This window comes from Rhodococcus sp. P4_F3_2, assembly GCF_056401335.1.
On sequence record NZ_JBFUJN010000004.1, the window covers coordinates 86,902 to 108,796 of the forward strand.

The 21,895-nt window shown below is 60.6% G+C and carries 31 protein-coding genes; 16 read left to right on the top strand and 15 right to left on the bottom strand.

What is annotated here, in order from left to right; genetic code table 11:
• Positions 1 to 178 precede the first annotated feature (178 nt).
• Positions 179 to 1,156: a YihY/virulence factor BrkB family protein gene (locus AC1DWA_RS05610; RefSeq protein WP_003943713.1), complete on the bottom strand. Its 978-nt coding sequence runs from the start codon at positions 1,154 to 1,156 to the stop codon at positions 179 to 181.
• Positions 1,157 to 1,242: 86 nt separating this feature from the next.
• Complete coding sequence (locus AC1DWA_RS05615; RefSeq protein ID WP_070797274.1) at positions 1,243 to 1,680, bottom strand: STAS domain-containing protein; 438 nt, start codon at positions 1,678 to 1,680, stop codon at positions 1,243 to 1,245.
• A gap of 316 nt (positions 1,681 to 1,996) precedes the next feature.
• On the opposite strand from AC1DWA_RS05615, the gene AC1DWA_RS05620 reads away from it, so the two are divergent.
• Positions 1,997 to 2,245: a hypothetical protein gene (locus AC1DWA_RS05620; RefSeq protein WP_020968722.1), complete on the top strand. Its 249-nt coding sequence runs from the start codon at positions 1,997 to 1,999 to the stop codon at positions 2,243 to 2,245.
• Positions 2,246 to 2,260: 15 nt separating this feature from the next.
• On the opposite strand, the gene AC1DWA_RS05625 is transcribed toward AC1DWA_RS05620, so the two are convergent.
• A complete protein-coding gene (locus AC1DWA_RS05625) occupies positions 2,261 to 2,980 on the bottom strand; it encodes a SigB/SigF/SigG family RNA polymerase sigma factor (RefSeq protein WP_223258034.1) in 720 nt (239 codons plus the stop codon).
• 95 nt (positions 2,981 to 3,075) lie between these two features.
• Positions 3,076 to 3,510, bottom strand: coding sequence for an ATP-binding protein (locus AC1DWA_RS05630; RefSeq protein ID WP_019747468.1), 435 nt, complete (start codon positions 3,508 to 3,510; stop codon positions 3,076 to 3,078).
• A gap of 236 nt (positions 3,511 to 3,746) precedes the next feature.
• Between AC1DWA_RS05630 and AC1DWA_RS05635 the strand changes: the two genes are divergently transcribed.
• Positions 3,747 to 4,184 carry a hypothetical protein gene (locus AC1DWA_RS05635; RefSeq protein WP_029254688.1) on the top strand — a complete coding sequence of 146 codons (438 nt, stop codon included), beginning with the start codon at positions 3,747 to 3,749 and terminating at the stop codon, positions 4,182 to 4,184.
• Positions 4,185 to 4,193: 9 nt separating this feature from the next.
• Here AC1DWA_RS05635 and AC1DWA_RS05640 read toward each other — a convergent pair whose 3' ends face one another.
• The 4 genes from AC1DWA_RS05640 to AC1DWA_RS05655 form a co-directional block, all read right to left on the bottom strand.
• The gene (locus AC1DWA_RS05640) at positions 4,194 to 4,505 is read right to left on the bottom strand and encodes a WhiB family transcriptional regulator (protein ID WP_037120154.1); all 312 of its coding nucleotides are present in this window, start codon (positions 4,503 to 4,505) and stop codon (positions 4,194 to 4,196) included.
• A gap of 190 nt (positions 4,506 to 4,695) precedes the next feature.
• The gene (locus AC1DWA_RS05645) at positions 4,696 to 5,367 is read right to left on the bottom strand and encodes an ANTAR domain-containing protein (RefSeq protein WP_477916513.1); all 672 of its coding nucleotides are present in this window, start codon (positions 5,365 to 5,367) and stop codon (positions 4,696 to 4,698) included.
• A 48-nt stretch (positions 5,368 to 5,415) separates the two neighbouring features.
• On the bottom strand, positions 5,416 to 5,991 hold the full coding sequence (locus tag AC1DWA_RS05650) for a Dps family protein (protein ID WP_477916515.1): 576 nt from the start codon (positions 5,989 to 5,991) through the stop codon (positions 5,416 to 5,418).
• A gap of 84 nt (positions 5,992 to 6,075) precedes the next feature.
• Positions 6,076 to 6,234, bottom strand: a complete 159-nt coding sequence (locus tag AC1DWA_RS05655) for a hypothetical protein (RefSeq protein WP_003943664.1) — start codon at positions 6,232 to 6,234, stop codon at positions 6,076 to 6,078.
• 358 nt (positions 6,235 to 6,592) lie between these two features.
• On the opposite strand from AC1DWA_RS05655, the gene AC1DWA_RS05660 reads away from it, so the two are divergent.
• Positions 6,593 to 6,895 (top strand): MerR family transcriptional regulator, encoded by a 303-nt coding sequence (locus AC1DWA_RS05660; protein ID WP_003943719.1) that lies wholly within the window; start codon positions 6,593 to 6,595, stop codon positions 6,893 to 6,895.
• A gap of 24 nt (positions 6,896 to 6,919) precedes the next feature.
• Here AC1DWA_RS05660 and AC1DWA_RS05665 read toward each other — a convergent pair whose 3' ends face one another.
• The 4 genes from AC1DWA_RS05665 to AC1DWA_RS05680 all read right to left on the bottom strand — a co-directional run bounded on the left by AC1DWA_RS05665 (position 6,920) and on the right by AC1DWA_RS05680 (position 9,785).
• Positions 6,920 to 7,297 carry a hypothetical protein gene (locus AC1DWA_RS05665; protein ID WP_019747463.1) on the bottom strand — a complete coding sequence of 126 codons (378 nt, stop codon included), beginning with the start codon at positions 7,295 to 7,297 and terminating at the stop codon, positions 6,920 to 6,922.
• Between the two features lie 136 nt (positions 7,298 to 7,433).
• Positions 7,434 to 8,921, bottom strand: a complete 1,488-nt coding sequence (locus AC1DWA_RS05670) for an alpha,alpha-trehalose-phosphate synthase (UDP-forming) (protein WP_019747461.1) — start codon at positions 8,919 to 8,921, stop codon at positions 7,434 to 7,436.
• Positions 8,918 to 9,337: an STAS domain-containing protein gene (locus AC1DWA_RS05675; protein ID WP_019747460.1), complete on the bottom strand. Its 420-nt coding sequence runs from the start codon at positions 9,335 to 9,337 to the stop codon at positions 8,918 to 8,920. Before AC1DWA_RS05675 ends, AC1DWA_RS05670 begins: the two co-directional genes overlap by 4 nt.
• 259 nt (positions 9,338 to 9,596) lie before the next feature.
• Complete coding sequence (locus AC1DWA_RS05680) at positions 9,597 to 9,785, bottom strand: PI-type proteinase (RefSeq protein WP_228117918.1); 189 nt, start codon at positions 9,783 to 9,785, stop codon at positions 9,597 to 9,599.
• A gap of 183 nt (positions 9,786 to 9,968) precedes the next feature.
• Between AC1DWA_RS05680 and AC1DWA_RS05685 the strand changes: the two genes are divergently transcribed.
• Positions 9,969 to 10,217, top strand: a complete 249-nt coding sequence (locus AC1DWA_RS05685; protein ID WP_019747457.1) for a hypothetical protein — start codon at positions 9,969 to 9,971, stop codon at positions 10,215 to 10,217.
• Between the two features lie 25 nt (positions 10,218 to 10,242).
• Here the strand turns inward: AC1DWA_RS05685 and AC1DWA_RS05690 are convergent, their stop codons facing one another.
• Genes AC1DWA_RS05690 through AC1DWA_RS05700 form a run of 3 tightly spaced genes read right to left on the bottom strand, consistent with a single transcriptional unit; the run spans position 10,243 to position 11,504 of the window.
• Entirely contained in the window at positions 10,243 to 10,401 is a 159-nt protein-coding gene (locus AC1DWA_RS05690) for a hypothetical protein (RefSeq protein ID WP_428689752.1), read from the bottom strand.
• Positions 10,402 to 10,437: 36 nt separating this feature from the next.
• Complete coding sequence (locus tag AC1DWA_RS05695; protein ID WP_202023085.1) at positions 10,438 to 10,929, bottom strand: hypothetical protein; 492 nt, start codon at positions 10,927 to 10,929, stop codon at positions 10,438 to 10,440.
• Positions 10,926 to 11,504, bottom strand: coding sequence for an RNA polymerase sigma factor (locus AC1DWA_RS05700; RefSeq protein ID WP_020968728.1), 579 nt, complete (start codon positions 11,502 to 11,504; stop codon positions 10,926 to 10,928). Before AC1DWA_RS05700 ends, AC1DWA_RS05695 begins: the two co-directional genes overlap by 4 nt.
• A 186-nt stretch (positions 11,505 to 11,690) precedes the next feature.
• Here AC1DWA_RS05700 and AC1DWA_RS05705 point away from each other — a divergent pair, with 186 nt between their 5' ends.
• The 12 genes from AC1DWA_RS05705 to AC1DWA_RS05760 all read left to right on the top strand — a co-directional run bounded on the left by AC1DWA_RS05705 (position 11,691) and on the right by AC1DWA_RS05760 (position 21,332).
• Positions 11,691 to 12,155 carry an Asp23/Gls24 family envelope stress response protein gene (locus AC1DWA_RS05705; RefSeq protein ID WP_003943699.1) on the top strand — a complete coding sequence of 155 codons (465 nt, stop codon included), beginning with the start codon at positions 11,691 to 11,693 and terminating at the stop codon, positions 12,153 to 12,155.
• On the top strand, positions 12,152 to 12,436 hold the full coding sequence (locus AC1DWA_RS05710; RefSeq protein WP_020968729.1) for an Asp23/Gls24 family envelope stress response protein: 285 nt from the start codon (positions 12,152 to 12,154) through the stop codon (positions 12,434 to 12,436). Before AC1DWA_RS05705 ends, AC1DWA_RS05710 begins: the two co-directional genes overlap by 4 nt.
• A 70-nt stretch (positions 12,437 to 12,506) precedes the next feature.
• A complete protein-coding gene (locus AC1DWA_RS05715) occupies positions 12,507 to 12,695 on the top strand; it encodes a hypothetical protein (RefSeq protein ID WP_477845730.1) in 189 nt (62 codons plus the stop codon).
• 38 nt (positions 12,696 to 12,733) lie between these two features.
• Entirely contained in the window at positions 12,734 to 12,913 is a 180-nt protein-coding gene (locus AC1DWA_RS05720; RefSeq protein WP_003943629.1) for a hypothetical protein, read from the top strand.
• Positions 12,906 to 13,298 (top strand): Asp23/Gls24 family envelope stress response protein, encoded by a 393-nt coding sequence (locus AC1DWA_RS05725; RefSeq protein ID WP_019747452.1) that lies wholly within the window; start codon positions 12,906 to 12,908, stop codon positions 13,296 to 13,298. The genes AC1DWA_RS05720 and AC1DWA_RS05725 overlap by 8 nt, the downstream gene beginning before the upstream one ends.
• Complete coding sequence (locus AC1DWA_RS05730) at positions 13,295 to 13,864, top strand: DUF6286 domain-containing protein (RefSeq protein ID WP_030535927.1); 570 nt, start codon at positions 13,295 to 13,297, stop codon at positions 13,862 to 13,864. Before AC1DWA_RS05725 ends, AC1DWA_RS05730 begins: the two co-directional genes overlap by 4 nt.
• Positions 13,861 to 14,445: a hypothetical protein gene (locus AC1DWA_RS05735; protein ID WP_030535928.1), complete on the top strand. Its 585-nt coding sequence runs from the start codon at positions 13,861 to 13,863 to the stop codon at positions 14,443 to 14,445. Before AC1DWA_RS05730 ends, AC1DWA_RS05735 begins: the two co-directional genes overlap by 4 nt.
• 409 nt (positions 14,446 to 14,854) lie before the next feature.
• A complete protein-coding gene (locus AC1DWA_RS05740; RefSeq protein ID WP_003943661.1) occupies positions 14,855 to 15,118 on the top strand; it encodes a GlsB/YeaQ/YmgE family stress response membrane protein in 264 nt (87 codons plus the stop codon).
• A gap of 100 nt (positions 15,119 to 15,218) precedes the next feature.
• A complete protein-coding gene (locus tag AC1DWA_RS05745; RefSeq protein WP_019747449.1) occupies positions 15,219 to 15,416 on the top strand; it encodes a CsbD family protein in 198 nt (65 codons plus the stop codon).
• 1,029 nt (positions 15,417 to 16,445) lie between these two features.
• Entirely contained in the window at positions 16,446 to 18,407 is a 1,962-nt protein-coding gene (locus tag AC1DWA_RS05750) for a hypothetical protein (RefSeq protein WP_477845732.1), read from the top strand.
• Positions 18,404 to 20,137, top strand: coding sequence for an ABC transporter (locus tag AC1DWA_RS05755; protein WP_477845733.1), 1,734 nt, complete (start codon positions 18,404 to 18,406; stop codon positions 20,135 to 20,137). Before AC1DWA_RS05750 ends, AC1DWA_RS05755 begins: the two co-directional genes overlap by 4 nt.
• A gap of 46 nt (positions 20,138 to 20,183) precedes the next feature.
• Complete coding sequence (locus AC1DWA_RS05760; RefSeq protein ID WP_477845734.1) at positions 20,184 to 21,332, top strand: beta-mannosidase; 1,149 nt, start codon at positions 20,184 to 20,186, stop codon at positions 21,330 to 21,332.
• The last annotated feature ends 563 nt before the right edge of the window (positions 21,333 to 21,895 follow it).

The following is a 21,895-nucleotide window of genomic DNA, read 5'->3' on the forward strand; positions in this document are numbered from 1 at the left end:
CCTGGACCACGTCGGAAGCAGGTGATTGTTCAACTATGCGCGTTTACCTGCTGTGATGTATTCGTCGCTTCGATGTAGCGCGAAATGACAACACCTGTGTTAAATCTGGATTCGCGGCGCAGAATGCCACCCCGATACCCAGGAGGGGACCAAATACCCAACTCGATCGGGGTCGAGATCAGTCCGAATCGTCGGGTTTGGTGTGCCCGTCGAACGTCACATGGATGTTCTCGTGGGGAACCGCGCGTTGGGCTTTTGCTTGATCGGCGAAGGTACGCCGATCGCCTTCGATGAGTTCGGTGTTGTCGGTGAACGGAGCCAACAACGCCCGCGGATGGAGTTTGTCGACTCGCACGACGTTGATTTCCGCGCACATGACGATCGAGGCGGCAGCGAGGAACAAGAATGCCAACAAACCCAGAACGATGGCAAAGACGCCATTGGTGGTGGAGGCGCCCCGCACCACGGACGTCACGTAGAGGGCGCCGAAGGACTGAAGTGCTTGCCAGAGAACAGCAGCGGCGATCGCTCCAGGCGCCACATCGGCTACCGAGAGCGGGCGGGCGCAGGTGAGCCGGAAAGCGACGATGAAGATGCCTGCATTCAAGACGACTACCGCAAGGGTCAACAGGAAGCTGAACGAACCGCCCAGATGAAGCGCACCGCCGATGTTGGAGACAGCGGTGGTCCCCAAGATCGCGAGACCGATGGTGCCCAGGAGCAGTAACCCTTGAAGACGCCCGCGGATGGGATCCGGTCGCATGTTTCGGGGCACCGACCACACCGTGTTCATCGCATTCTGGCAAGCCAGAGCGACACCGAGGCCACCGTAGAGACCACCGACGATTCCGATCACCAGCCCTGTGACACCGCCGCCGATCTGTTGCGCATTGCCCAGATCGTCACCGATCACCGGAAACTGATGCAGAGCGGAGTCCAAGATTTGTTGCTGAAGCTCGGGGTTGCCAGAGAGCACGAAGCCGAGAATGGTCGAGAGCAACAGAAGAAGAGGGAAGAGCGAGACGAAGCCGTAGTACGCGATCAGCGCGGCGAGATAAACACCTTGATCGTCGAGGAACTTGTAGAGGACCGCTATCGGGAACCCCAGGGCCGGATGCTTCTGTTGCAAGGCATCGAGGCGCTTGGCGATTGTCATTCTCGGTCTCTCTCAGCTCGTCGGACAGCCCGACGAACGTTAGTCGCTGCGAGCGCGCGGCGCTCGACGCCGGTGCAGGCTTGGCGTCAGGAGGCTTCGAGTGACTTTTCTGCTTCGGCGAGCGCGCGCATTGCTCCCTCGACAGAGTTGGTGACCGGAAATTCCTCTTCCGCCCGTGCGGCCCGAAGCAAGCGTCGAAGCGGGTGTGACCCGATGACGGACCACTGGAAGTCGTGCGCTCGTGAACGGGAGTTCAGTTCGGCGAACAGTTCGAGGCAGACCGCACCGACGAACAGTGAGTTTGACAGGTCGAGAATGACGCGGGACCACTCCGCAGCGTACGAGTTGAGAAGTTCTCTCAGTTCTGGGGCGGACAGTTTATCGAGGTCGACGTCGACCTGGATCAGGACTGTCGAGGGTGCTATCCGCCAGGCCGCGAAGCCATGTGTGTCCACGATCGGACCCAATTGTGTTGAGGGATCGACGAAATCGATCGCTGTGTGGTCGAGTTCATTCAGATTCATGGCAGATCCGGTCTGTGTGCTTTTCGTCGAAAGGCTGACGACCGACCTGGCGGCACGGAAAGTGGAAGAGTCCAGGTGTGGAAAGCATTGAGCCCAATGGATGTACGCAGGAAGTTGTGACCTGAATCCAGAGTCCTGATGCGAACCGAGCGCCAGCGGCTTCAGCCCCGGCTGTATTCTCAACCTCGGTATCGCTCAGTGTAGCTCGAGGGCTTGGATCGGTCCAGGCTTGTAGTCGAACATTAAGCGGTGCAATGTTTTTGGCTCGAGACTTCGGTATGGTTGGGGATCGGTGCCACCTGACGAAGGGATTCAGATGAACGACCGCGATGCACTCACGGCCATCTCGACCAAGCTCGACACACTGATCGGTGCGGAGACCAACGGTCTGCAGGACGAGGTTCCGCCCGGTTCCAGTGTTCAGCGCACCGAGCAGGACGGCGAGCACGGCCGGTGGGGGCACGATTACCGTCTCGCCAACAAGTATCTCGAGGCTCTCGACATCGGCCAGCCCGGGCTCATTGACCGAGACGAGATGGAACGTCTTGCGCAGGAATACATCTGATCCTGGGGACCTACTTCAGAAGATTTCACCCATCTCGGTGCGCAGCTGCTTCAGTGTCTGAGTGAGGATTCTGGATACATGCATCTGAGAGATGCCGATCTTTTCGGCAATCTGGGACTGGGTGAGATGACCGAAGAATCTGAGAACCACGATCGTGCGCTCGCGCTCCGGTAGTGCAAGGAGCGCGGGTCGCAGGGTTTCGTGATTGTCGATCCGACTGATCGCTTCGTCGTACTGTCCCAAAGTATCGATCAGAGTCAGTCCGCTCCCGTCGCCGGCTGACGCGGTGTCGAGCGGTGTGGTTCGATACGAATTTCCGGCGGTCAACCCCTGTTCGACCTCGTCCGGCTCGATGTCGAGCTCCGTCGCAAGTTCCGCTACCGTCGGTGCACGGCCGAGCGTCTGCGACAACGACGTGAGCGCCCGGTTGAGGGCAAGATGTCGTTCCTGAAGGCTGCGAGGTACGCGTACGGACCAGCCGTGATCGCGAAAATGCTTGCGTACCTCGCCCATTACGGTGGGGACTGCGAACGACAGGAAATCCGATCCTTTGTCTACGTCGAATCGCTGCACAGCCTGTACCAACCCCACGCGCGCAACTTGTTCCAAGTCCTCGAAAGGCTGGCCGCGCCCCTGGTAGCGACGTGCAACGTGGGTGGCGAGCGGTAGGCACAGTTCGATGATCGAGTTGGTGATCTTTTCTCGGGTCGGATCATCCGGCGGAAGCGACGCCATCGAGACGAACAATTCGACAGCTAGTTCGTACTGGTCCTTCTTGTCCGGTGGTACAGCCTTGCCCGGTGGGACAGTATCGTCCGGTGGGACAGCGGTCACGCACGCTCCTGGAGCAAGCCCTTTTCAAGCGTCATCGTCAGCGTGATGTGACCGTCCGCGTCGATTTCCGATTGCTCCAAACGGACCGAGTCGACCAGTGCTTCGAGAACGAACCATCCGAAGCTGTGGGACTTGTCGGGTATTTCGGAGTGCGCGATCACCGACACGACGATCCGAAGAGTGCGACCGTAGGTCTCGAATCGGCAGGTCAAGTCGCTGGACGGTATCGCATGGCCGATGAGGATGCTCGCGACTTCGTCCATCGCCAGAGCAAGGTCGGCTGTCCCGTCGACGTCCAATCCGGTGTTGTTGGCAACCGTGCGGGTGATTCCGCGCAGAGTCGGCAATTGGGAGTACGACGCTCGGACGCGGAGCGAGGCAATGGAGTCGTGAGTAAGTTCGGCTTCGGTCGGACTCGACAGAGGAATCAAGGGGCTTCCTGTAGGTAGATGTGGCGTAATTCCGGCGGACCGAGGCAAGGAACGGTACCGGCCATGCGTGCCAGCCATCTCTACCCCGGAAGTATTCATGGCCTTCGATTACCCTTCGCCCGGCGAAGTAATCCTCTTTACCCGAACTAGAGGATGAATTGTGAGACACATCACCTGTGGTGCGCTCGTACCGAATCCCATCTTTCATTTGTGACCCGTTCGGGTACGTCCGTTTCATGGGCACTCAGGCGGACAGGCAGATCCCCGTACACGCACGACCGGAAGGCGTCACGGACGACGAGGTGAAGGCAGCGGGGGTGTTGTCGAACGCCCTCGAAACGGTGGAGCGGGCGCGAGGCGCTCTGTACGACTTCCATCAGCTGATCGGACATGCAGATCTGATGCTCGACGAGGTCGTAGAGCTACTGCGAACCAGCGGTAACGACGAGCTGGCCGATCAGGTCGAGAAAGAGTTGATGGGCCGGAACGTGGTCGAAGGGCGCTGGACCTTCCAGCTGGTCGAGGAGTTCGACGAGAACTACTGGTCCTTCTTTCGGGAATGCGAACAGGTGGTGCGTGACAAGCTGGCCGGCGGAGTGCCGCACCTCTTCGAAGCCGAGATGAAGGAGCGACGCCGCACGCACGGTTTACGACATCACGAGGCCAGGCCTTGAGGTTGCCACCTACTCCGGTGAGTTCGCAGCGGCACTGATCAGTGGTTCAGTTCGACCTTTACGCAACGATTCTCGTTCGGTCGCGGTCATGCCGCCCCAGATACCGTGGGGTTCCCCGGTCTGGATGGCGTGCACGAGGCATCTCTGCACGACAGGACACCTGGCGCACACCAGCTTCGCCGAACTCTCGCGTTTCGCTCGCCTGGAGCCGCGCTCGTTCGTGTCGTCGTAGAACAGGGCGGGGTCGGTGTCGCGGCAGGTGCCGGACAGCTGCCAATCCCACTCGTCGGCAAGGGGCCTGGGAGATGTGTAGGAGCGCATGAACATGGACGTTCCCTTCGCTGCGTGACGAACTCGACTCGGATCGGGGATCCGGGTCGGGTGTTAAGGCAAAGCTCGGTCCCGCCGGCCTGAMCCGGCGGGACCTTCGAGGCTCCTCCCTCGAGGGGAAGATTTCGGGGGTACCTCTGGTCGGTCATTACCCAGCCGTACAACCTTTGAATCCCGGTCGTCAGGAATTCTTTTGATCGACGGCACGTCTCTCTGCTGCGGCGACAAGACCACCGGCGATGTCGCGCACCTTGACGTTCCATTCCTGCGACATCTCGACCAGAAGGTCGAAGGCTTGGTCGGCCGAGCACTCGCGCTCGGCCATCAGTAATCCCTTGGCCTGCTCGATCACGGGCCGAGAATCCAAAGCTCTTCTCAGTTCGTCGTTTTCCGCGCGAAGGCGGGTGAGGACGTCTGACGCTGAACTGGACTGCTGAGCCTGGGGTCGTTGAACCTCGTACACACGATGAAGCACTCCGATCACCCTGCCGTCATCATCGGTGACGGCGGAATTGACCGTATTCCAATAGCGCGTGACAAACAGCCCACTACCTCGCTCATCGCGCACGTCGTAACGCTGAGTCGGCAGTGCGTCCCGAGTTCTGGAGTGCATCGTGCGCTCGAATGACGYTGTCAACGAGAAGATTCCGTCGGCAAACGAGTCGTCGGGATTGTCGGGGAAGGCTTCGAACACTTCCACTCCGTGCAACTGATCGAGGCTGCGGCCGGACACGGCAAGGTATTCGTCGTTTGCGCCCTGGATACGGAAATCGCTGTCCACGAGCAGAAGAGAAGAAGTGCTTGCCGCAAATCGATCGCTTCGAACGATCGAGCGGAGAGTGCTCGAACTCATGATTGTGTCGTTTCTGTCCTGTCTTCGACGGCTGCGGCCCCTGATATTTCAGAAGTAATTGATCGCGAGAACTCCAAGGGCGGTGCCTGCCACGATCGATCCGAACAACAAACGCTGTTGCAACACGAACATCTGATACTCGCGACGTGTTTGTGCCGACGTGCCGCGCGAGTCCGCAGACATGCTCTTGCCCTTTCCTGTTGTGGGGATCGCGATTTCGGCCGACCCCCGATCGATCTTGCCGACGTTGTCGATTGCAGTGCGGCTGTCGGTGATGACCCCGGTGTAGACGAGGTCGAGCGCAGCCAGATGGGCGCGAGCGTCGTCGCGGCCGACGGAGTAGTCGTCCCAAGTCCGATCGCGCTCGATCGCTCCCGCTGTGCCCTTGGGGGAGTTGCCCAGTGCCGCGATACGTTCCGCCACATCATCGGCGTAGCCGCGAACCAGCTCCACCTGTGGGTCGATCATCTCGTGCACGCCAATGAAGTTGGGTCCGACGACGTTCCAGTGGACGTGCTTGAGCGTCAGATGAAGGTCGTTGTAGGCGCTGAGGCGTTCCTGCAGAATATCGGCGACGGACGAACCGTCTGCGCTGCTCAGTCCCGGTACGGTGAACTCGGACATATGTTTTCCTCTCGTTTTGATGGGGATCGCCCGCGAACGGGGCGGTCTCGCGCCATCGTCAATCGGATCGCGTGTCGGTCAGGTTCAGTGCGCGAGTGCTACTGGCTCCTCTGTCACCGGGTCGCCGTACATCATCGCGATTCGGCGCTTGACCTCTTCGGTTGTCAATGTCGCGCTTGCAACAGTGATTCCGATGCCGGTGGTGCTCTCGCCCTGTGTGGGCGGGATGTCGATCGTCGTCATCTTGCTCCCGGTGAAGAGTGTGCCGTGAGGGAGTCGGCTGAACCACCGACTCCGACGTCTGGGTGTTCTACACCTTCGAGTGCCGGTTATGGCGCTTTCAAGTGCTACAAAATCTATATCAGCCGATGTAGATAATTGGCAAGGCTACTTCGATTCGACGGCTAAGGGAAGCTCCCTGTGCGATCTTGCCGAAATCGGCTTTGATCTGCCATTACATGCCTTCTCGGCTCGACGATTTTTGTCATGAGTGGCCCTGGACACGCTTGAATCTATGTCCTGGGCGTCAGATTCACTGCGTGATGATGCTAAGGTCGGATGACGCCGATTGAGACAGCCGACACCGAACTAGGAGGTTCCAGTGACGTCGGAATCCCAGACCCGGGCGCTGCGCGGCGTATACGGGATCTCAGTGATGTCAGAACTGTCCGGGGTAGGACCTCAGACGCTGCGCCTTTACGAGCGAAGGGGCCTGCTCACACCAACCCGCACGGATGGCGGTACACGCCGTTACAGCGAGGCCGACCTGGATACGCTCGGACGAATCACCGCGCTGATCGACGACGGAGTCAATCTGGTCGGTATCCGTCTGATTCTGTCCCTGGAGGCCGAAAATGCAGTCTTAGCGGCTCGAATCAGCCAGTTGACCGCCGAGGGTGACTAGTAGCGTTGCTCCATACGATGCCGTTCAGGATGGAGTTTCGGTGCGGGTAGGGTCGCCGAAGTCCGCGTCGGCGGAGATCTTGTTGCCTGCCGCTTCGATCTGTTCGAGCGCGGCGTCCAAAGCATCGACCAACCATTGATGCGACGCTTCCGCGAGGAGGCGATCCGGTGTGTCGGTGTTTTCGGATTGGAAGAACCGCACCAGCCACGATTCTCCGTTGTCGGGTCGATCGGAGAGTCCGGCCGCGGTATTGGTCGCCAGAAGATAACGGTTGTATTCGAGATCGACACGAATGGCGTACTCGCCGAACAGGTTCACCACATTGGCCGGCCGATGAGTAGCAGCAGCGAGCGCGATGAGAGCGTCGTTGTAGGTTTCGGAGTACTTCACCGTGAGGGGCATGGTCGGCCTGTCTTTCTGGGCCGATGCAGCATTGCACGGCTATGTTGAGGAGATCAGTTCGCAGCCGCTGCTTGACGATGAACTGAAACCAATCCTAGCTCGAGTCTCCGCTCACCCTTGACGCAAGCCCACGGGGTCAGTTGTTGCGTGCAAAGTCAGACTCGCGCTCCGTGACGAACTGATTGTCCGGGCGCGGTTCGGGCGGCGAAAGTGCCGTCAGGAACGACTCGGCCCACTGATGCACATCATGCGTCATGACCTGGCGATGCAGCGCAGCCATACGGCGACGGCCCTCTTTCGGATCCTGATGAACTGCGGTCAGGATTGTATTTTTCACGCCGTCCAAATCGTGCGGGTTGACCAGGTATGACTGTCGTAATTCCATTGCAGCACCGGTGAACTCGCTGAGAACGAGAGCGCCTCCGAGGTCGCCTCGGCAGGCCACGTACTCCTTGGCCACCAGATTCATCCCGTCACGCATCGGCGTCACGAGCATGACGTCGGCAGCGACGAACAGTGCGATCAGTTCTTCGCGGTCGACCGGCTGATACAGGTAGTGAACTACGGGGCGGCCGATCTGACTGTGGTCGCCGTTGATGCGGCCCACCTGTTCCTCGATGACACTGCGAAGGTCGATATAGTGTTGCACGCGTTCACGACTGGGCGTGGCGAGCTGCACCATCGTGTACTTCTCCGGATCCAAGCGGCCCTCGTCGAGGAGTTCCTTGAGGGCTTGCAGTCGCAGGTCGATGCCCTTGGTGTAGTCCAGGCGGTCGACTCCCAGCAGGATTTTTTCGGGATTTCCGAGCTCTTCCTTCAATTCGCGTGCGCGGCGCAGGACCGATTCGCTCTTCGACTGGCGCTCCAGCTCGGCCGAATCGACGGAGATGGGAAATGCCCCCACCTTGACGACGCGAGAGTCGAAATCCACATGCCCGAGCGCACTTCGAACACCGACGCCCGCGGTCGTTGTCTTGAGTCCGAGTAGTTTTCGGGCCAAAAACAGGAAATTGTTTGCGCCACCAGGCAAGTGGAAGCCGATCAGATCGGCGCCCAGCATTCCCTTGACGATCTCCTTGCGCCACGGAAGCTGCATGAAGAGCTCGACCGGAGGAAACGGAATGTGAAGGAAGAACCCGATCGTCAGGTCCGGGCGCAGTTCGCGCAGCATTGCCGGCACGAGTTGCAATTGATAGTCCTGCACCCAGACGGTGGCTCCGTCCGCGGCGCAACGGGCGGTTTCCTCGGCGAACCGCTGGTTGACCGCGACGTACGTGTGCCACCACGACCGTTCGAACGTCGGTGCCACCAGGACGTCGTGGTAGAGCGGCCACAGCGTGTCGTTGGAGAACCCCTCGTAGTACTCGGCGAGGTCCTGAGAGGTCAGCTCGACGGGAAACAGACGAAGGCCGTCAACCACTATGGGATCTACCTTCTCGTCCGCGACGCCCGGCCAGCCGACCCAAGCGCCGTCTCGCTGTCGCAGGATGGGTTCGAGAGCAGTGACGAGTCCACCCGGACTTCGCTTCCAGTTCTTGCCACCGTCCTCGTCGGTTTCGAGATCGACGGGTAGTCGGTTTGCGACGACGACGAATTCGGAGAGCTTTTCGAGATCGGTACTCACGCCGACATCGGCTCCGCCAGGGTCTCGTCCAGCACGGTGGTCGAGGACAGGTATGTGACCGCCTCGGCTGTCGAGTCGGTGAACACGATGTCTGCGTCCATCTTCAGAAGAGACAGCGGGCGCCTGACGGGGTGCGCTGCGACGAGCGTCCAAGGAACGCCGAGCCTTCGTGCCTTGGCCGACAGAGTCTCGATGATGGAAAGACCTCCGACGGAGATGAACTGGACGTCCGAGCAGTCGAGTACGAACGGGTGACGCTCACCGATCAGGTCGTCGACGCAGGCAGCGAAATCAGCTCGGGACCGGACGTCGATCTCGCCGCTGACCACGAGTGATTGAATGTTTTCCGCACACGTCGTGGTGAATGTGGGGGGACTGTCCGTACGCTCATCTGTAGTTCTCGAAAACTCGTTCATCGAAACTCCTGACGGATTGCTCGAAACGGTTCGTTCGAACGGTCTGGTTCGAAACGGTTTCGTTCGAAACCGGGAAACGGCACGGGAAGCAACGCACGAACCGTGCTCGTCTTCAACGGCTGGGTACTCAACCGTGCTGAGTGCCTACCTTACCGCATCGCGAAAACCCAGGTGAAAAGCGTTAGATCCGTAAGGATTTCAAGGACCCGTGAGCGTCGGCCCACGGGACCTTGGTCCCGATGACTGAGCTCTTGCGCGATCAGTCGGTGTCGGTTGCCGGGCCGGTACTCGAGGCTCCACCCTCGTCGGCCCACGTACGCTCGCCCGACGGATCGGTCTGAACGTCCTTGTGTGCGGCATCGGCCCCGGTTCCGGGACCGTGGTCGGTGCCGGTGGTCTGCGGCTCGTCCGTCTGATCAGTGCGGTCGGTGGAATTTCGTTCACTCATGGTGGCTGCGTCTCTCTGAAGGTTGGTGTTCATGTACTTGTCGTTTCTTGCTCACCCGCGAGGGGTACTCAATAGGGGTAGTACGTCACGTCGAGCCAGTACGTCACGTCGAGCCAGTACGTCACGTCGAGCCATACCAGCAAAGTCAGCTGTCACCGAAGCAGGAGATTTCACGTGAACCATATGACCGTGACGACCGAACACCTGCGTGCACTGCTGGGCAGCGGGCCCCATTCGGAATTGGTAGCGGTTGGGGGTGAGATCGAGATCTACGTCCCCGATGAAGAAGGGTTCGGCCTCGATGGTATCTCGCTTGTCACTCGCGAGCAGTTGGCCGAGCGCCTACCATCCTCGCCCGACAACCCCGACGAAGGTGAACTACGTATCGCCGCAGAATCGTTGAGCGAGATGATCGCCGAACTCGGCGGCTGAAGTCTGAAGTTCGGGGCAGCTGACTTCAGATCTGCGGGATCGGATCCGGGGGATACGGGTTCGGTGGCGTCGGAGTCGGTGGCACGGGCGGGGGATTCAGCGGATCGGGTGGTGCCGGCGCGGGTGGTGTCGGCGACCCCGGGTCGGGGACGGGGCCCGGATCCGGTGGTGGGGGAGTGGTCATGAGTGCCGGGTTCCCAAACACTTGCCGAACAAACACCTAGTGCTCGGAGTGGCTTTTGGTGTTCTCCTCGGCAGGTAGATCATCCACGATGTCGACTACGGCGATGTGGACGTTCTCTGCAGAGACGGGTGGGTCCATGTCGCCGAGGATCAGGTGAACGACATCGACGACGGTGAATCGAACCCGGTCCGACAGTTCGGCCAGATCCACTCCGTATGGCGCTGCCAGTTCGATACGTAGTGAACGTATTTCGTGGCCGTCGACGAAGAACTCGATACTGCTCGGCGAGCAGTGGTGTCGAGAACGTATCTCGGCGGCCAAATGGGTGCGGAGGACGTGATCGCTCACCGACACCGTGCCTAGACGTGGACCTTCGGACGCGTGTGCGTCGAGCGGCCAACCGGACGCCGAGGTCGACCGTAGCGCCCGGATCACCTTGTCGCTGATTCGATCCCAGCCTGGCTCGGGAGCGTTCCGCAGGACGTCGGATGCGTGCGCCATCAATGCGTCGGTTCGTGATTCAGTCATCGCCACCTCGTCATTCGTTCACTCAGGTTAGCCCGTGCACGATGGTGATGCCCTCGCACTGCATCCGGAGTGAGTCTCAGAATCTTGCCGATTTGAACGAACGTGAGCATCTCCACCTCTCGCAGCGTCCAGGCCGCACGCTGGCGATAAGGCAATTCACCCAACGCTTCTTCCAGTGCCTCCAGGAACGCGGCGTTCGAGGTCGTGTCGAACGGGCCGGCCTCGGGAGACGGCACGAGAGGATCCAGCAGCTTGTCGTCGATGGGTTGTGCTCTCTTGATTCGATAGCTGTCCACGATCTTTCGGGAACATATCGCGAAAAGCCATGTTCGCATCGACGATTCGCCACGAAATGAATCGAGTCGGCGCCACGCGGCCACGAAGGTGTCCTGGACTACCTCGAGAATGTCGCCTTCATCTGCGAGCATTCGACGCGCATAGCGGTGAAGTGCAGGTCCGTAGTAGTGCACCAGTGACTCGAATGCTTCTCGGTCGCCGAGTATCGCAGCGTCCACCGTTGCGGTGTCCAAGCCGTCAGGTGCTTCGGTGAGCCCCTGTGTGTGCGGTAACGCCACAGTCGCTCCTCTCGCGGAAATGCGGAAAACTCGGCTGCGTTCGAAGATTGTTCGCCCGGCCGGGGCGTTGAATGTTACGGACAGTAACTAACAAGTGTCAGTGATGCACGTCACCTGACTGGGGCATTCGGTTTTGCCTTCGAGTGACGACTACACAGGTAGATCGATCAACAGGAGGAGATGACAATGGTCAGCACACAGGTTGCGACAGCATCTACGAAGGATGTTGCATCATCGAACGACTCGGCTCTCGTGAGCTCTCAAGGAAAGACGTCGATCGCCGACACCGTTGTCTCGAAGATTGCCGGCATCGCCACGCGAGAGGTGAGCGGTGTGTACGACGTCGGCGGCGGAGCGTCCCGGGTTGTCGGGGCACTGCGCGAGCGGATCCCCGGCGCGAGTGTCAACCACTCCCAGGGAGTATCGGTCGAGGTCGGCGAAAAGCAGGCAGCGGTCGACATCGACATCGTGGCCGAGTACGGCGTATCGCTCGCCGATCTGGCCACCGGCATTCGCCGCAACGTCATTGCGGCGCTCGAACGGATGACGGGTCTCGAAGTGACCGAGGTGAACATCACAGTTCACGACGTCCACCTCGACGAGGGCAGCGACGACGAAACCGGCGAGCCCAAGACTGCACGGGTGCAGTGAGTTCCGAAATCGCTGACACCATCGCGGCGGCTGTGACGGGGGTACCTGGGGTCGCCTCGCTTCATGCCGGAATGTTCGGCGAGGTTGGCACGTACCTCCCCGGTCGCCGCGTCGTCGGCGTGCGGGTGACGGAGTCGTCGACAGACATCCATGTCTGCATCTTCGCCGACGCCGCCGTTCGAGACACGGCTTTACTTATCCGCCAAGCGGTTTCAGGACTCGTTACAGGCCCCGTGAACGTGACAGTGGAAGACGTAGTCGGTCGTGGACGCGATGCCTGAGCACTCTCGGGGTTCAGTTCCCGATCGACGATCCGCACGCCGAGAGGCGATCAGGAACTACCACCCCGACGTGGGCGGATCTGCCGACGCGCTCAATCGAGCATTCGAACGCGTCGACCGGGACTTCGCATCCCCGATCGGTGTGGTTGTGCGCACGTCGCTGCGCGGCACGATGCGACAGGTAGCCAAACCCGTTCGGGCCCAGTACACGCGGGTGCGCGCTCGGTTTCCGGGTGCAAAGACCTACACCGAGATCTGACAGGCACCATCGAACATCATCCACAACGGAGGATTCACATGACCACCTCGACTGTCGGCCTACTGGCAGGACTACTTCTCGGAGTCGCAGCTGCTGCAGGCGGTTTCACCGGATTCCTCATCGCTCTGGTTCTCGGTGTGATCGGATACCTCGTCGGTGGTCAGCGTGACGGCGAGTTCGATCTCGGTGTGATGCTGAAGGGTCGCGGACGTGGCTGAGACAGCTCGACCGGAGTCGTCTGTGCTTGGTGAGCCGGGCGATCGTGGAACGCTGACGATTCGAGACAGAGTCGCGCAGAAGTTGGTTCTCGAGGCGACGCGCGGAACCCCGGGGGTGCGCCATCACGCCGCCGGCATGGACAAACTGACCGGGCGCGAATTGCCGAGGGCGCGAGTGCTGGTATCCGGCAAGCGGGTACGGGCCAAGGTGGACATCGCGATCGAGTGGCCCGGATCCTTGTCGGTCATCGGTACCGCGGTGCGAGAGAACGTGACAACCCAGTTGCAGTCTGTATCGGGCCTGGACGTAGACGGAGTGGACGTGGCGATCGTGAGCGTTCTCCCGGCATCGACCAAGCGTGACGCGGGAAGGAAAGTGCGATGACCGCCGACAAGGTCGCACCACCCACTGCCTCGAGGGCTGCTGCTCCTGTTCCCCTTTCGGCGCCCGGATCGGCCGTCACGGGATTCCTCATCGCCGCGGCGCTACTCGCGCTCGGCGTGGTCGGCGTCCGCGACGCGCTGGTGGATACCGGCGTGATCACCGGGTCGCAGTGGATACCAAGTGCTGCCGCATATGTGGACGGGCTCGCGTACCAGGGTTGGATGTTGCCGGCGGGGATCGCAGCCGTCGTTCTCGGCCTGTGGTTCGTCATCCTCGGACTCAAACCGCGCCGAAAGACTGCCAATGCCTTGGTCGGAGTCGCGAATACGTGGATCGATCCCGCCGATGTAGCGGCGATAGCGTCTGTTCGCGTCGAGTCTCTTGCCCAGGTTCGATCCGCTTCGTCACACGCGACCCGGCGCAAGCTGGAAGTGAAGGCCTCGGTCACGCCCGATGGAGCCGCCGCCGCTGAATCGGAAATCCGTGCGGTGCTGGGGGACTTGGCCGGGTCGCTGTCACCATCGCCGCGAATCAAGGTTCGTATCCAGACGGGATCGCTGTCATGACTCGGACGGCGACGGCGATGGATCGCGTGGCGACATGCGTCGTGGGGATGCTCGCGGTAGCGCTGGGAGTTGCAGCGATCCTGTGGAATCTCGACGTGATCAAGGATTTCCCGGCGCGTATCGAGATCCCCTGGGCTGAAGATCTTGTCGATCACTCGTGGTGGCCATGGGCTGTCGGAGCTGGGGGAGTATTGCTAGCCCTCCTCGCGTTGCGGTGGTTGATCGCGCATGTGCCGCTGCGTCGGGTGAAGGAGATCACGGTCCCTGGGTCGAACTCACACAATTCCATCACCGCGGATCTGGGTGCGGTGGCGGAAGGGGCGAGCGCATCACTGGAGGACTTCGACGAAGTGTCGCGTGTCCGAGGAAAAGCGTTGCTCGATCGTGGAGTTCGCACGATCGATTTGCGAGTGACATTGAGACGTAGCGTCGTATCCGGATCGGAAACGTTGTCCGAGTTGATTGCTCGCGTCACTGACACGGGGGATCAAGTCGAGTCGATGGTCGGTGATCCATCCGTCGCGACCAGAACTCACATCGCCGTGGAAAGCGCGAAACGCGATGAGCCGAGAACTCTCTGATCAATCGAGGTTTGAGCCTCCCGGTGACCGGGTATTGGTAGACCTCCCGATCGTGCACAGAGTCATGGATGTTGCTGTGGCACTGTGTGTCACGGTGCTCCTTGCGACCGTCACTTCGATGGCGATCGCGATCGTAGTGACGCTGATCATGTGCGCGTCGGTGAGTGTCGTTTCTCGTATGTGGTGAATCGCCAGTCATTTTGGTTCTGTCGTGAACACCTGATAGAAAGGTAAGCAGACAATGTGGCTGCTACTGAGTGCACGATCCCCCGCGTCGTGCGGCGGAGAGTCCGGTTGTGTGCAAACACAACCCGCGATCACGGTCTAGTTGCGCGGGCCGATCGCTCGGAACTCTCCCTTCACCGGCAGTCACTCATTGCGCCGTCCCTCTTTACTCTAAGGAGTTCAAATGCTTCCTCTCGGTATCATCGCCTGGATCATCATCGGTGGGCTGGCGGGTTGGATCGGCAGTAAGATCATGAAAACCGATGCGCAGCAGGGGATCTTCCTCAACATTGTTGTCGGTGTGATCGGCGGCCTGATCGGTGGTTTCCTGCTTCGAGTCTTCGGCGTCGATGTCGAGGGTGCAGGCTGGATCTTCAGCTTCCTCACTTGCCTTCTCGGTGCAGTCATCTTGCTGTTCCTGGTCAAGGCAGTCACCGGAAAACGCTGACACATTTGTCCACGCAGTTCGAGTTCGACTGAATCCCACGGCCGAATCCCACGGCCGAACGCACGACCGAATCCACACCGAATTCAAGAAGGAGAAACACATGTCTGACTTCATCGACAAGGCAAAGCACCGCGCTGAGGATCTCATCGGCGAAGCCAAGGAAAAGATCGGAAATGCCACGGGCAATGACGATCTGGCTGCCGAAGGTGTTGCCGATCAGGGCGAGGCAAAGGTCAAGAAGGCCGGAGACACTGTCAGTGACAAGGTCTCGGATATCAAGGACAAGTTCACAAGCTGAATGAGTTTCGGGGGGGGGGGGGGGGGGGGGGGGGGGGGGGGGGGGATACGCTAACTTCCGCGTTTCCGCGAGCCACTCCGGAAGCATGCGCATGTGTGCCGGCCTGTTCAGGATCGGATCGAAGGACGGCTGGAGGCAATCCGGGTGGTCCTCGACTTCGTCGAGACAGAGATGTCCGATCGGTATCAACTGAAGTTGAATTCTCGCGAGGTACACGGAGAAGTGCAGCGGGGAATGATCGACCGCAGCTTTTAATGCAGACAAAGAAGTGCCGGCCGGGTGGACGCCGCGCGGTGTCACGATCAGCCACGCCGCGGCCCCGCCCGCGCGTGAGTAAGGGACCAGTGTGCTGTATCTCGCGCCGTTCCACGAGAAAGCCGGAGCTGGAAACATTTTCGAGAAGGTAGAAAGTCCTGATGTTGCGAGAAGAATGTCCCACGGGTTTTCATCTGCGCCGACATCGTGCAACCGAAGCGCCAGGCCAAGTATGTCGGGTAGGTCTCCCGGAATTCCGAGTGCTTTCGACATTCGAGCGGTGACGGTAATCGTCGACGACTCCGTTACCGGCCACCACGGGGTGGCCGGCTTCAATGTTCCCTTCAGTTCGATCCCGTGCGGGTGAAAAACCCTGGCCATGCGCAGCGATGATGCGAAGTGGAACGGTGCGCCGACCAGCTTTCCGATCGCGCTCTTGCCGGCGGGGATGATCGAATTGAGCGTCACAGCTTCCTTATCTGAGAATTCTCCGCCCCCCGAAGCGCCCAGACTGGACGGACGTTCAGGCGTGTTGACGGGCTTGCGGACGGTTTCTTTCGGCTTCCCAGCGGCAGCGATTGCTAATCATGTGACGCGCCGTAACAAAAGTCTCGCCGGTCGGGATAATTAGCCAAACGCACAAATTGGTCGTTATGGTTCGTTTGTCCGTAACGGTGCGATCGGACCTGCGACCGTCGCGAACTGGCGAGATTGCTACCCGTGATTTGTGTTTGGTGATTGCGCGGAAACAAGAAATGTCGAGGAGACACGCTGATGGGCCACTCTCGAACCTGGCTGACGCGCGCGCTGGCAATGCCGGTGGCTGTCGCGGTGACTTTGTTGCTTCCTCTCGGCGGTGTCGCCTCGGCCCAGGATTTCGAGGACGACGCAGATACTTCGGTGGTCGCCGCAGCCACAACTCCGATCTCCTTCACCGAACTCGGCCGAGGAACGGACATCGTGTTCTCTTCCGATGACGCACCAGTGTTGGTGACCGTGCCGGTGCCGGACGGACTCACCGCAACAGCCGTGACCGGAATCCTGACCGCCCCGACCGACTTCAGTAGGGGCTGGCTCGAAGTGACTGCGGACGGCAGATTGGTGAGCCGCGTCGACTTCGACGCCGGGCAGGCCGGGACCGGGTTACCGATTTCGGTTCCCTTGCAAGGTCTCGAAGTGGTCGACCGTAGTGTGACCGTGTCGATGATCGCTCACCTCGTTCCCGTCGACGACCGCTGCTACGACCGAACGAGATACCAGCCCCTCGCGCTCCGGGATGCCTTTGTCGCCTACGACGGTGCTGAGCGGCAGCCCACAACTGTTGCAACCTTCTTCCCGCCGATTTTGAGGAAGGCAACCATCTACGTCACGGATGGTTCGTCAGGGGCGCAGCAGAGTGCGGCTTTGCAACTGAGTGCAGCGATTGTCAACAAGTACGGAAGTCAGCCTGATGCAGTGGTGGTGGAGCAGCTGCCGAACGGCCAGAGTCTGCCCTCCGCTGAGCCGGGACTGTTCGAGAGAGCTGTAGTGCTCGGTAACAGCGGGGACGCCGGCATCGATCTCGCGACGGCGCCGAATGGTTCACCCGTGCTGCGAATTTCAGGGGATGACAAGACGCTCGTTCCTCAGGTCAGTCTCTTGGCGGCGAACTTCGACGGCTACTGGGCGGCGAGCAGAGCGCTGGCGTCACCGGACAACACGGTTGCCCAGATTTCCCAGGACGCCATCACCGTCGGTGAGCTGAAGCTCGGAACGCTGACGACTTCCGGTCTCAATCACATCGAGGTCGACGTCCCGTTCAGTCAGTCGCAACTGGGGCGTCCGATGAAGGATGTCTCGGTGCGAATGATTGGTTCCTATGTCCCGCTACCGAATTCGCGTAACGGAGAACTGTCGATCTCACTCGGGGATAGACGACTCGCCTCGCAGACGGTTAACGAGACAGGGCGCTTCGACATCGGCGTCGATGTTCCGAACGAACTCCTGCGTCGCGACTTGACGTTCGAGGTCTCGATGGATGTGACCGGCGACTTCCAGTGCGGCACCAGTAGCCCTTCTTCGCTCACTGTCGATCCGGCCAGCACCATCACGTCCACTACCGGATTCCCGCCGACGCCTGGAGGATTCCAGTCATTGCCTCAGTCGATGCTGCCCACACTCGATGTCGGTTTGAGTCACGGTGATTTTGCAGATCTCGTTCGAGCCCAGCGCCTCGTTGTCGCGATGCAGCGGTTGAGCTATCTGCCGCTGCAACCGCGTGTGCTCCCGTTCGGCGACGCGGCGACCAGTTCGCTGCCTGCGTTGTTGATCGCGGCGGACGGGACGCTGCCCACTCCGGTGGCTCTACCCATGGACACGGCAGATCAAGGACTCCTGCGCTTGCAGGGTCTGGAATTCGGTGGACAATACGGTGCCTTGCAGGTGGTTTCGGGTTCGCACAACGAAGTAGTGGCGCTGACGTCTGAGGGTGATGCGGCCGATGCCGACGGTCTGCTCAACTGGTTGGAAGGTGGGAAAGACCGGTTCGCAGAACTGACCGGCGATCTACTGGTCGCACCTCGCGGAGGTGAGCCGTTCGACGTCGGAGTCGACGTCGCCCCGTTGGGCACTGCGACCTCGGCCGAAGAAGAGACCGGACTGAGCGCGGTCACGATCGGCTGGATCGGATTCGGGACCGTGGTTCTGATCGCTGTTGCCGTCGGTGGTGTGCTCGTGGCTCGGCGTCGCGGACAGTGACCGTCACCGATCGCCCGGCCCTGTCCGTCGCGGTCCACGACCTACCGGGCCGGAAGCCATGGCGGATGTTCGTCGTGCTCTTCGCGATCTACACCGCGTTGGGCGTATGGATGAACGCGGGTATCGGGTTCATCTTCACCGATTCGCTCAGTCGTGTCGCCGCGGTGTCGGCGATGCTGCTCAGCCGTGATCCGCACTTCGCGGCGATCGGATTCGTGTTCACCCCGTTGACGGCGGCAGTCCAGATTCCGATGGGCCTGATGGGTCATTGGTGGCCGGATCTGCTGCGGTGGAACATCACTGCGGTCGTGATGTCCGCGGCCTTCATGGCTGGCGCGGTGATTCAGATACGCGGGATCAGCCGCGACCGTGGGTGTCCGCGATGGGTCACCGTCGTCCTTACCGTGCTGTTCGCTGTCAATCCGATGATCGTCATGTACGCGGCGAGCGGAATGAGCGAAGCTCCGTTCCTCTTCTTCGTTCTGTGGGCGACACGTCGACTGATTCGGTGGATGCGCAGCGACGACGTACACGACCTCATCGGTGCGGGCCTCGCGTTCGCTCTGGCGTACCTCACTCGATACGACGCATTGGCACCCCTGTTTGTCGCGGTGGTGCTGGTGACCGTGGTGAGTTGGCTTCGTTTTCAACCGACAGCGGAGGAGCGGGGCGAGGGCGCAGGACCTGGCTTGCGGCTCTGGGCAGCAGCGCTCGACGGCGCCGTCGTGCTGATGCCGGGTTTCCTGGCCTTCGCCTTGTGGTCGTTTGCCAGTTGGCTCATCACGGGTCAAGCGTTCCAACAGTTCTCGTCGGTGTACGGGAACAGTTCCATCCTGGAACAGGCTGGTGCCGGAACCGACTCACCGGTTGCCCGCCTTGCGTTCTCGATCACCGAAATGGCGGTACTCGGGCCGGCGCTCCCGGTGTTCGTGGTCCTGGCAGTCATCTACGCACTTCGGCGGCGCGACACCGAAGTGGTGGTGCCTCTTGTGCTGTTCGGCGCCATCCTCGGAGCGCAGACGTTGCTCTACCTGATGGGATCGACGTTTCCTCTTCTGCGCTTCTACATTTCGATCATTCCGCTGTGTTTCGTATTGGTCGTCCTGATCGCTCCTCGCGGAGCGCCGGTCATCACGCGTCGACCAGGGGCTGCTGCGTCGCGCTCGGTGTCGACGTACCCCGAGCAGGCGGGACCGTCTCTACCTCTTGTGATCTCCCTGTGCTTGCTGGTCGGTTCGACGCTGGTCACGTTTGTTGCGATGGGTAGTGCGCGGATCGCAGTGCTCGAGCATTCCATTGCCAGCGCGATCATTCCGGGCCGCCAGAACCTGGAGGAGCAGACGAATCTACGCACGTTTGCGGCCGAGCGTCGCATCGCCAGGTACCTGGACGACTTGGCTTTGCCGGAGGGGTCGGTTCTGCTCGACACCGTGCAGAGCTATGCCGTCGTGGCGTCGTCGAACAACCCTCGGCAATTCGTCGTGCCTTCCGATGCGGACTTCGTGCGCGTACTGAACAACCCGGCCGAACATCACGTCGAGTACATCCTGTCGGTTCCGAACACCGGTCGCGGTGTGTCGGACGCGGTCAATCGGCGTTATCCGACGATGTACGACACTGGTGCCGGCGGTGTGGGAGCACTGGTGCTCGAGGTGCACAACGACGGCGGCATGGACCCTTCGGCCTGGCGATTGTATCGCGTGACCGGTGAACGTCAAACGGGTCGATGAGGGAATTCGTGTGGGAGGATTGTCCGTATGACGTGGATGGTTGTAGATGTCTTCTGAAGAAGCGCGTCCGCGTGTGCGTGGCACAGTGCGTCGCCGTATCGCTGCCGCTGTAGTCAGCTTTGCAACCGTCGCGGTCGTGACAGGAATGTTCACGACGCCGGTGGTTGCCGATTCGCCCAAGACGGTTCGGGTCGGAGCGTCGTCGAGCGGACTGACACTCGACGGACAGCCGTGGTGGCCCACCGGGCTCAATGCTTATCAACTGGCCACTGATTGGTCGGTGAACTTCGGCTGTGGCGCGATGGTCGATCTCGATGCCTACTTCGGTTCTCTGCCACCGAATTCCGTCACGCGTTTCAACGCCTTCCAAGCGTTCGCGGTGAACAAGGTGTCCGGGGAGATGGATTTCGGACCGATGGACGCGGTGTTCGACGCTGCGGCGCGACACAACCAGTTCACGATTCCGGTGCTCTCACCACAGGACAGCGGGTGTGATGACGGGCTGTTCAAATCCAGGGACTGGTACACCGACGACTGGAAGGTTGCGAACCTGATCCCAGGTCGAGCCACCATGAGCTTTCAGGACTGGATGCACACCGCCGTCGACCGTTGGAAGAACGAGCCTTCCGTCGCGGCGTGGGAATTGGTGGGGGAGCCGGAACCGAGCCTGTGTACCGACGCCGCCTGCAATTGGTGGACAAGAACGTGCCCGTCTGATTCCGCGCAGGTGTTGCGGGAGTTCTTCGACACGGCAGGCGCCGAACTTCGGGCGATCGATCCGAACACCCTGATCACGGCCGGATACGTCGGGGGCGGTCAGTGCGGCACTGCTGGTGACGACTACCAATATGTGAGCGAGTCCGACTTCGTCGACATTCTGCAGTATCACGACTACGGAGCAGACGGGGTTCCGCTTCCGGGCGACCAGTGGAACGGACTGGCGCGTCGCATCGAACAGGCCACGAACGTCTCGAAGCCGTTGTTGGTCGCTGAGACAGGCGAATTGGCGGGCAGTTGTGAATCATTGGCAACCCGAGGCACGAATATCGAGACGAAGCTGACGGGGCAGAAGGCGGCGGGTACGGCCGGAGCTCTCCTGTGGGCCTTCGTACCGGATCCGCGGCCGAACGAGTGCACAATGGACATCGGGCCCGACGATCCACTCTTCGATGTGATCGCTTCACTGGCAAGTTAGGACACTGCTGGTAGTCCACTAGGAGTTCCGCCCAGTGGGAGTATGGTCACGATCTGATAACAACCTGAACCTGGCGTTGTGACGTGATGACCGTATTTCGTTTGCATCCAATGGTATTCAGTGGCATTCACCTGCGGATAACCGAACTTGAAGGCCCGCGGGACCAAGCAGGACTATCGACGCGGCACCCGCAGGACCTACGTCCGGTTGTGCGAGGACGGTCCAATCGAGACGCCGGCAACGGAAGTTGCGCTGTACCTGCCCCTTTGGTTGACAGAGCAGTCCCTTTCCGATTGACGTCGAAATGCGGGCACGACCGTTCGCCGCGGTAACGGGTAGTGAGCGGAGTTCGGTGCGGCCCTCGCGGAAGTGACAATGTGGGGTGGTGTGTAGCTCTCGCGCGCAACGAATTCCGAGTTCGAGTCGACTTGCGACGGCATCGGCTGCCCGGTAGACCTTGTGCGCAGGCTGTACATGCGATGTGAGCTTTCGGTCGTCGAAATGAGGGGACGACCGCTGCATGCGCGTAACGGTAAGTGTGTGGAGCATCGCGTGAGCGGAGA

What these genes read in the sequence shown, in the direction of transcription:
- AC1DWA_RS05675 (WP_019747460.1), bottom strand. Translation starts at nt 9,337, where the DNA reads ATGAACGAGTTTTCGAGAACTACAGATGAGCGTACGGACAGTCCCCCC.
- AC1DWA_RS05685 (WP_019747457.1), top strand. Translation starts at nt 9,969, where the DNA reads ATGACCGTGACGACCGAACACCTGCGTGCACTGCTGGGCAGCGGGCCC.
- AC1DWA_RS05740 (WP_003943661.1), top strand. Translation starts at nt 14,855, where the DNA reads ATGCTTCCTCTCGGTATCATCGCCTGGATCATCATCGGTGGGCTGGCG.
- AC1DWA_RS05730 (WP_030535927.1), top strand. Translation starts at nt 13,295, where the DNA reads ATGACCGCCGACAAGGTCGCACCACCCACTGCCTCGAGGGCTGCTGCT.
- AC1DWA_RS05720 (WP_003943629.1), top strand. Translation starts at nt 12,734, where the DNA reads ATGACCACCTCGACTGTCGGCCTACTGGCAGGACTACTTCTCGGAGTC.
- AC1DWA_RS05610 (WP_003943713.1), bottom strand. Translation starts at nt 1,156, where the DNA reads ATGACAATCGCCAAGCGCCTCGATGCCTTGCAACAGAAGCATCCGGCC.
- AC1DWA_RS05735 (WP_030535928.1), top strand. Translation starts at nt 13,861, where the DNA reads ATGACTCGGACGGCGACGGCGATGGATCGCGTGGCGACATGCGTCGTG.
- AC1DWA_RS05640 (WP_037120154.1), bottom strand. Translation starts at nt 4,505, where the DNA reads ATGCGCTCCTACACATCTCCCAGGCCCCTTGCCGACGAGTGGGATTGG.
- AC1DWA_RS05620 (WP_020968722.1), top strand. Translation starts at nt 1,997, where the DNA reads ATGAACGACCGCGATGCACTCACGGCCATCTCGACCAAGCTCGACACA.
- AC1DWA_RS05695 (WP_202023085.1), bottom strand. Translation starts at nt 10,929, where the DNA reads ATGACTGAATCACGAACCGACGCATTGATGGCGCACGCATCCGACGTC.
- AC1DWA_RS05760 (WP_477845734.1), top strand. Translation starts at nt 20,184, where the DNA reads ATGTCTTCTGAAGAAGCGCGTCCGCGTGTGCGTGGCACAGTGCGTCGC.
- AC1DWA_RS05635 (WP_029254688.1), top strand. Translation starts at nt 3,747, where the DNA reads ATGGGCACTCAGGCGGACAGGCAGATCCCCGTACACGCACGACCGGAA.
- AC1DWA_RS05665 (WP_019747463.1), bottom strand. Translation starts at nt 7,297, where the DNA reads ATGCCCCTCACGGTGAAGTACTCCGAAACCTACAACGACGCTCTCATC.
- AC1DWA_RS05690 (WP_428689752.1), bottom strand. Translation starts at nt 10,401, where the DNA reads ATGACCACTCCCCCACCACCGGATCCGGGCCCCGTCCCCGACCCGGGG.
- AC1DWA_RS05745 (WP_019747449.1), top strand. Translation starts at nt 15,219, where the DNA reads ATGTCTGACTTCATCGACAAGGCAAAGCACCGCGCTGAGGATCTCATC.
- AC1DWA_RS05750 (WP_477845732.1), top strand. Translation starts at nt 16,446, where the DNA reads ATGGGCCACTCTCGAACCTGGCTGACGCGCGCGCTGGCAATGCCGGTG.
- AC1DWA_RS05655 (WP_003943664.1), bottom strand. Translation starts at nt 6,234, where the DNA reads ATGACGACGATCGACATCCCGCCCACACAGGGCGAGAGCACCACCGGC.
- AC1DWA_RS05680 (WP_228117918.1), bottom strand. Translation starts at nt 9,785, where the DNA reads ATGAGTGAACGAAATTCCACCGACCGCACTGATCAGACGGACGAGCCG.
- AC1DWA_RS05615 (WP_070797274.1), bottom strand. Translation starts at nt 1,680, where the DNA reads ATGAATCTGAATGAACTCGACCACACAGCGATCGATTTCGTCGATCCC.
- AC1DWA_RS05705 (WP_003943699.1), top strand. Translation starts at nt 11,691, where the DNA reads ATGGTCAGCACACAGGTTGCGACAGCATCTACGAAGGATGTTGCATCA.
- AC1DWA_RS05650 (WP_477916515.1), bottom strand. Translation starts at nt 5,991, where the DNA reads ATGTCCGAGTTCACCGTACCGGGACTGAGCAGCGCAGACGGTTCGTCC.
- AC1DWA_RS05625 (WP_223258034.1), bottom strand. Translation starts at nt 2,980, where the DNA reads ATGGCGTCGCTTCCGCCGGATGATCCGACCCGAGAAAAGATCACCAAC.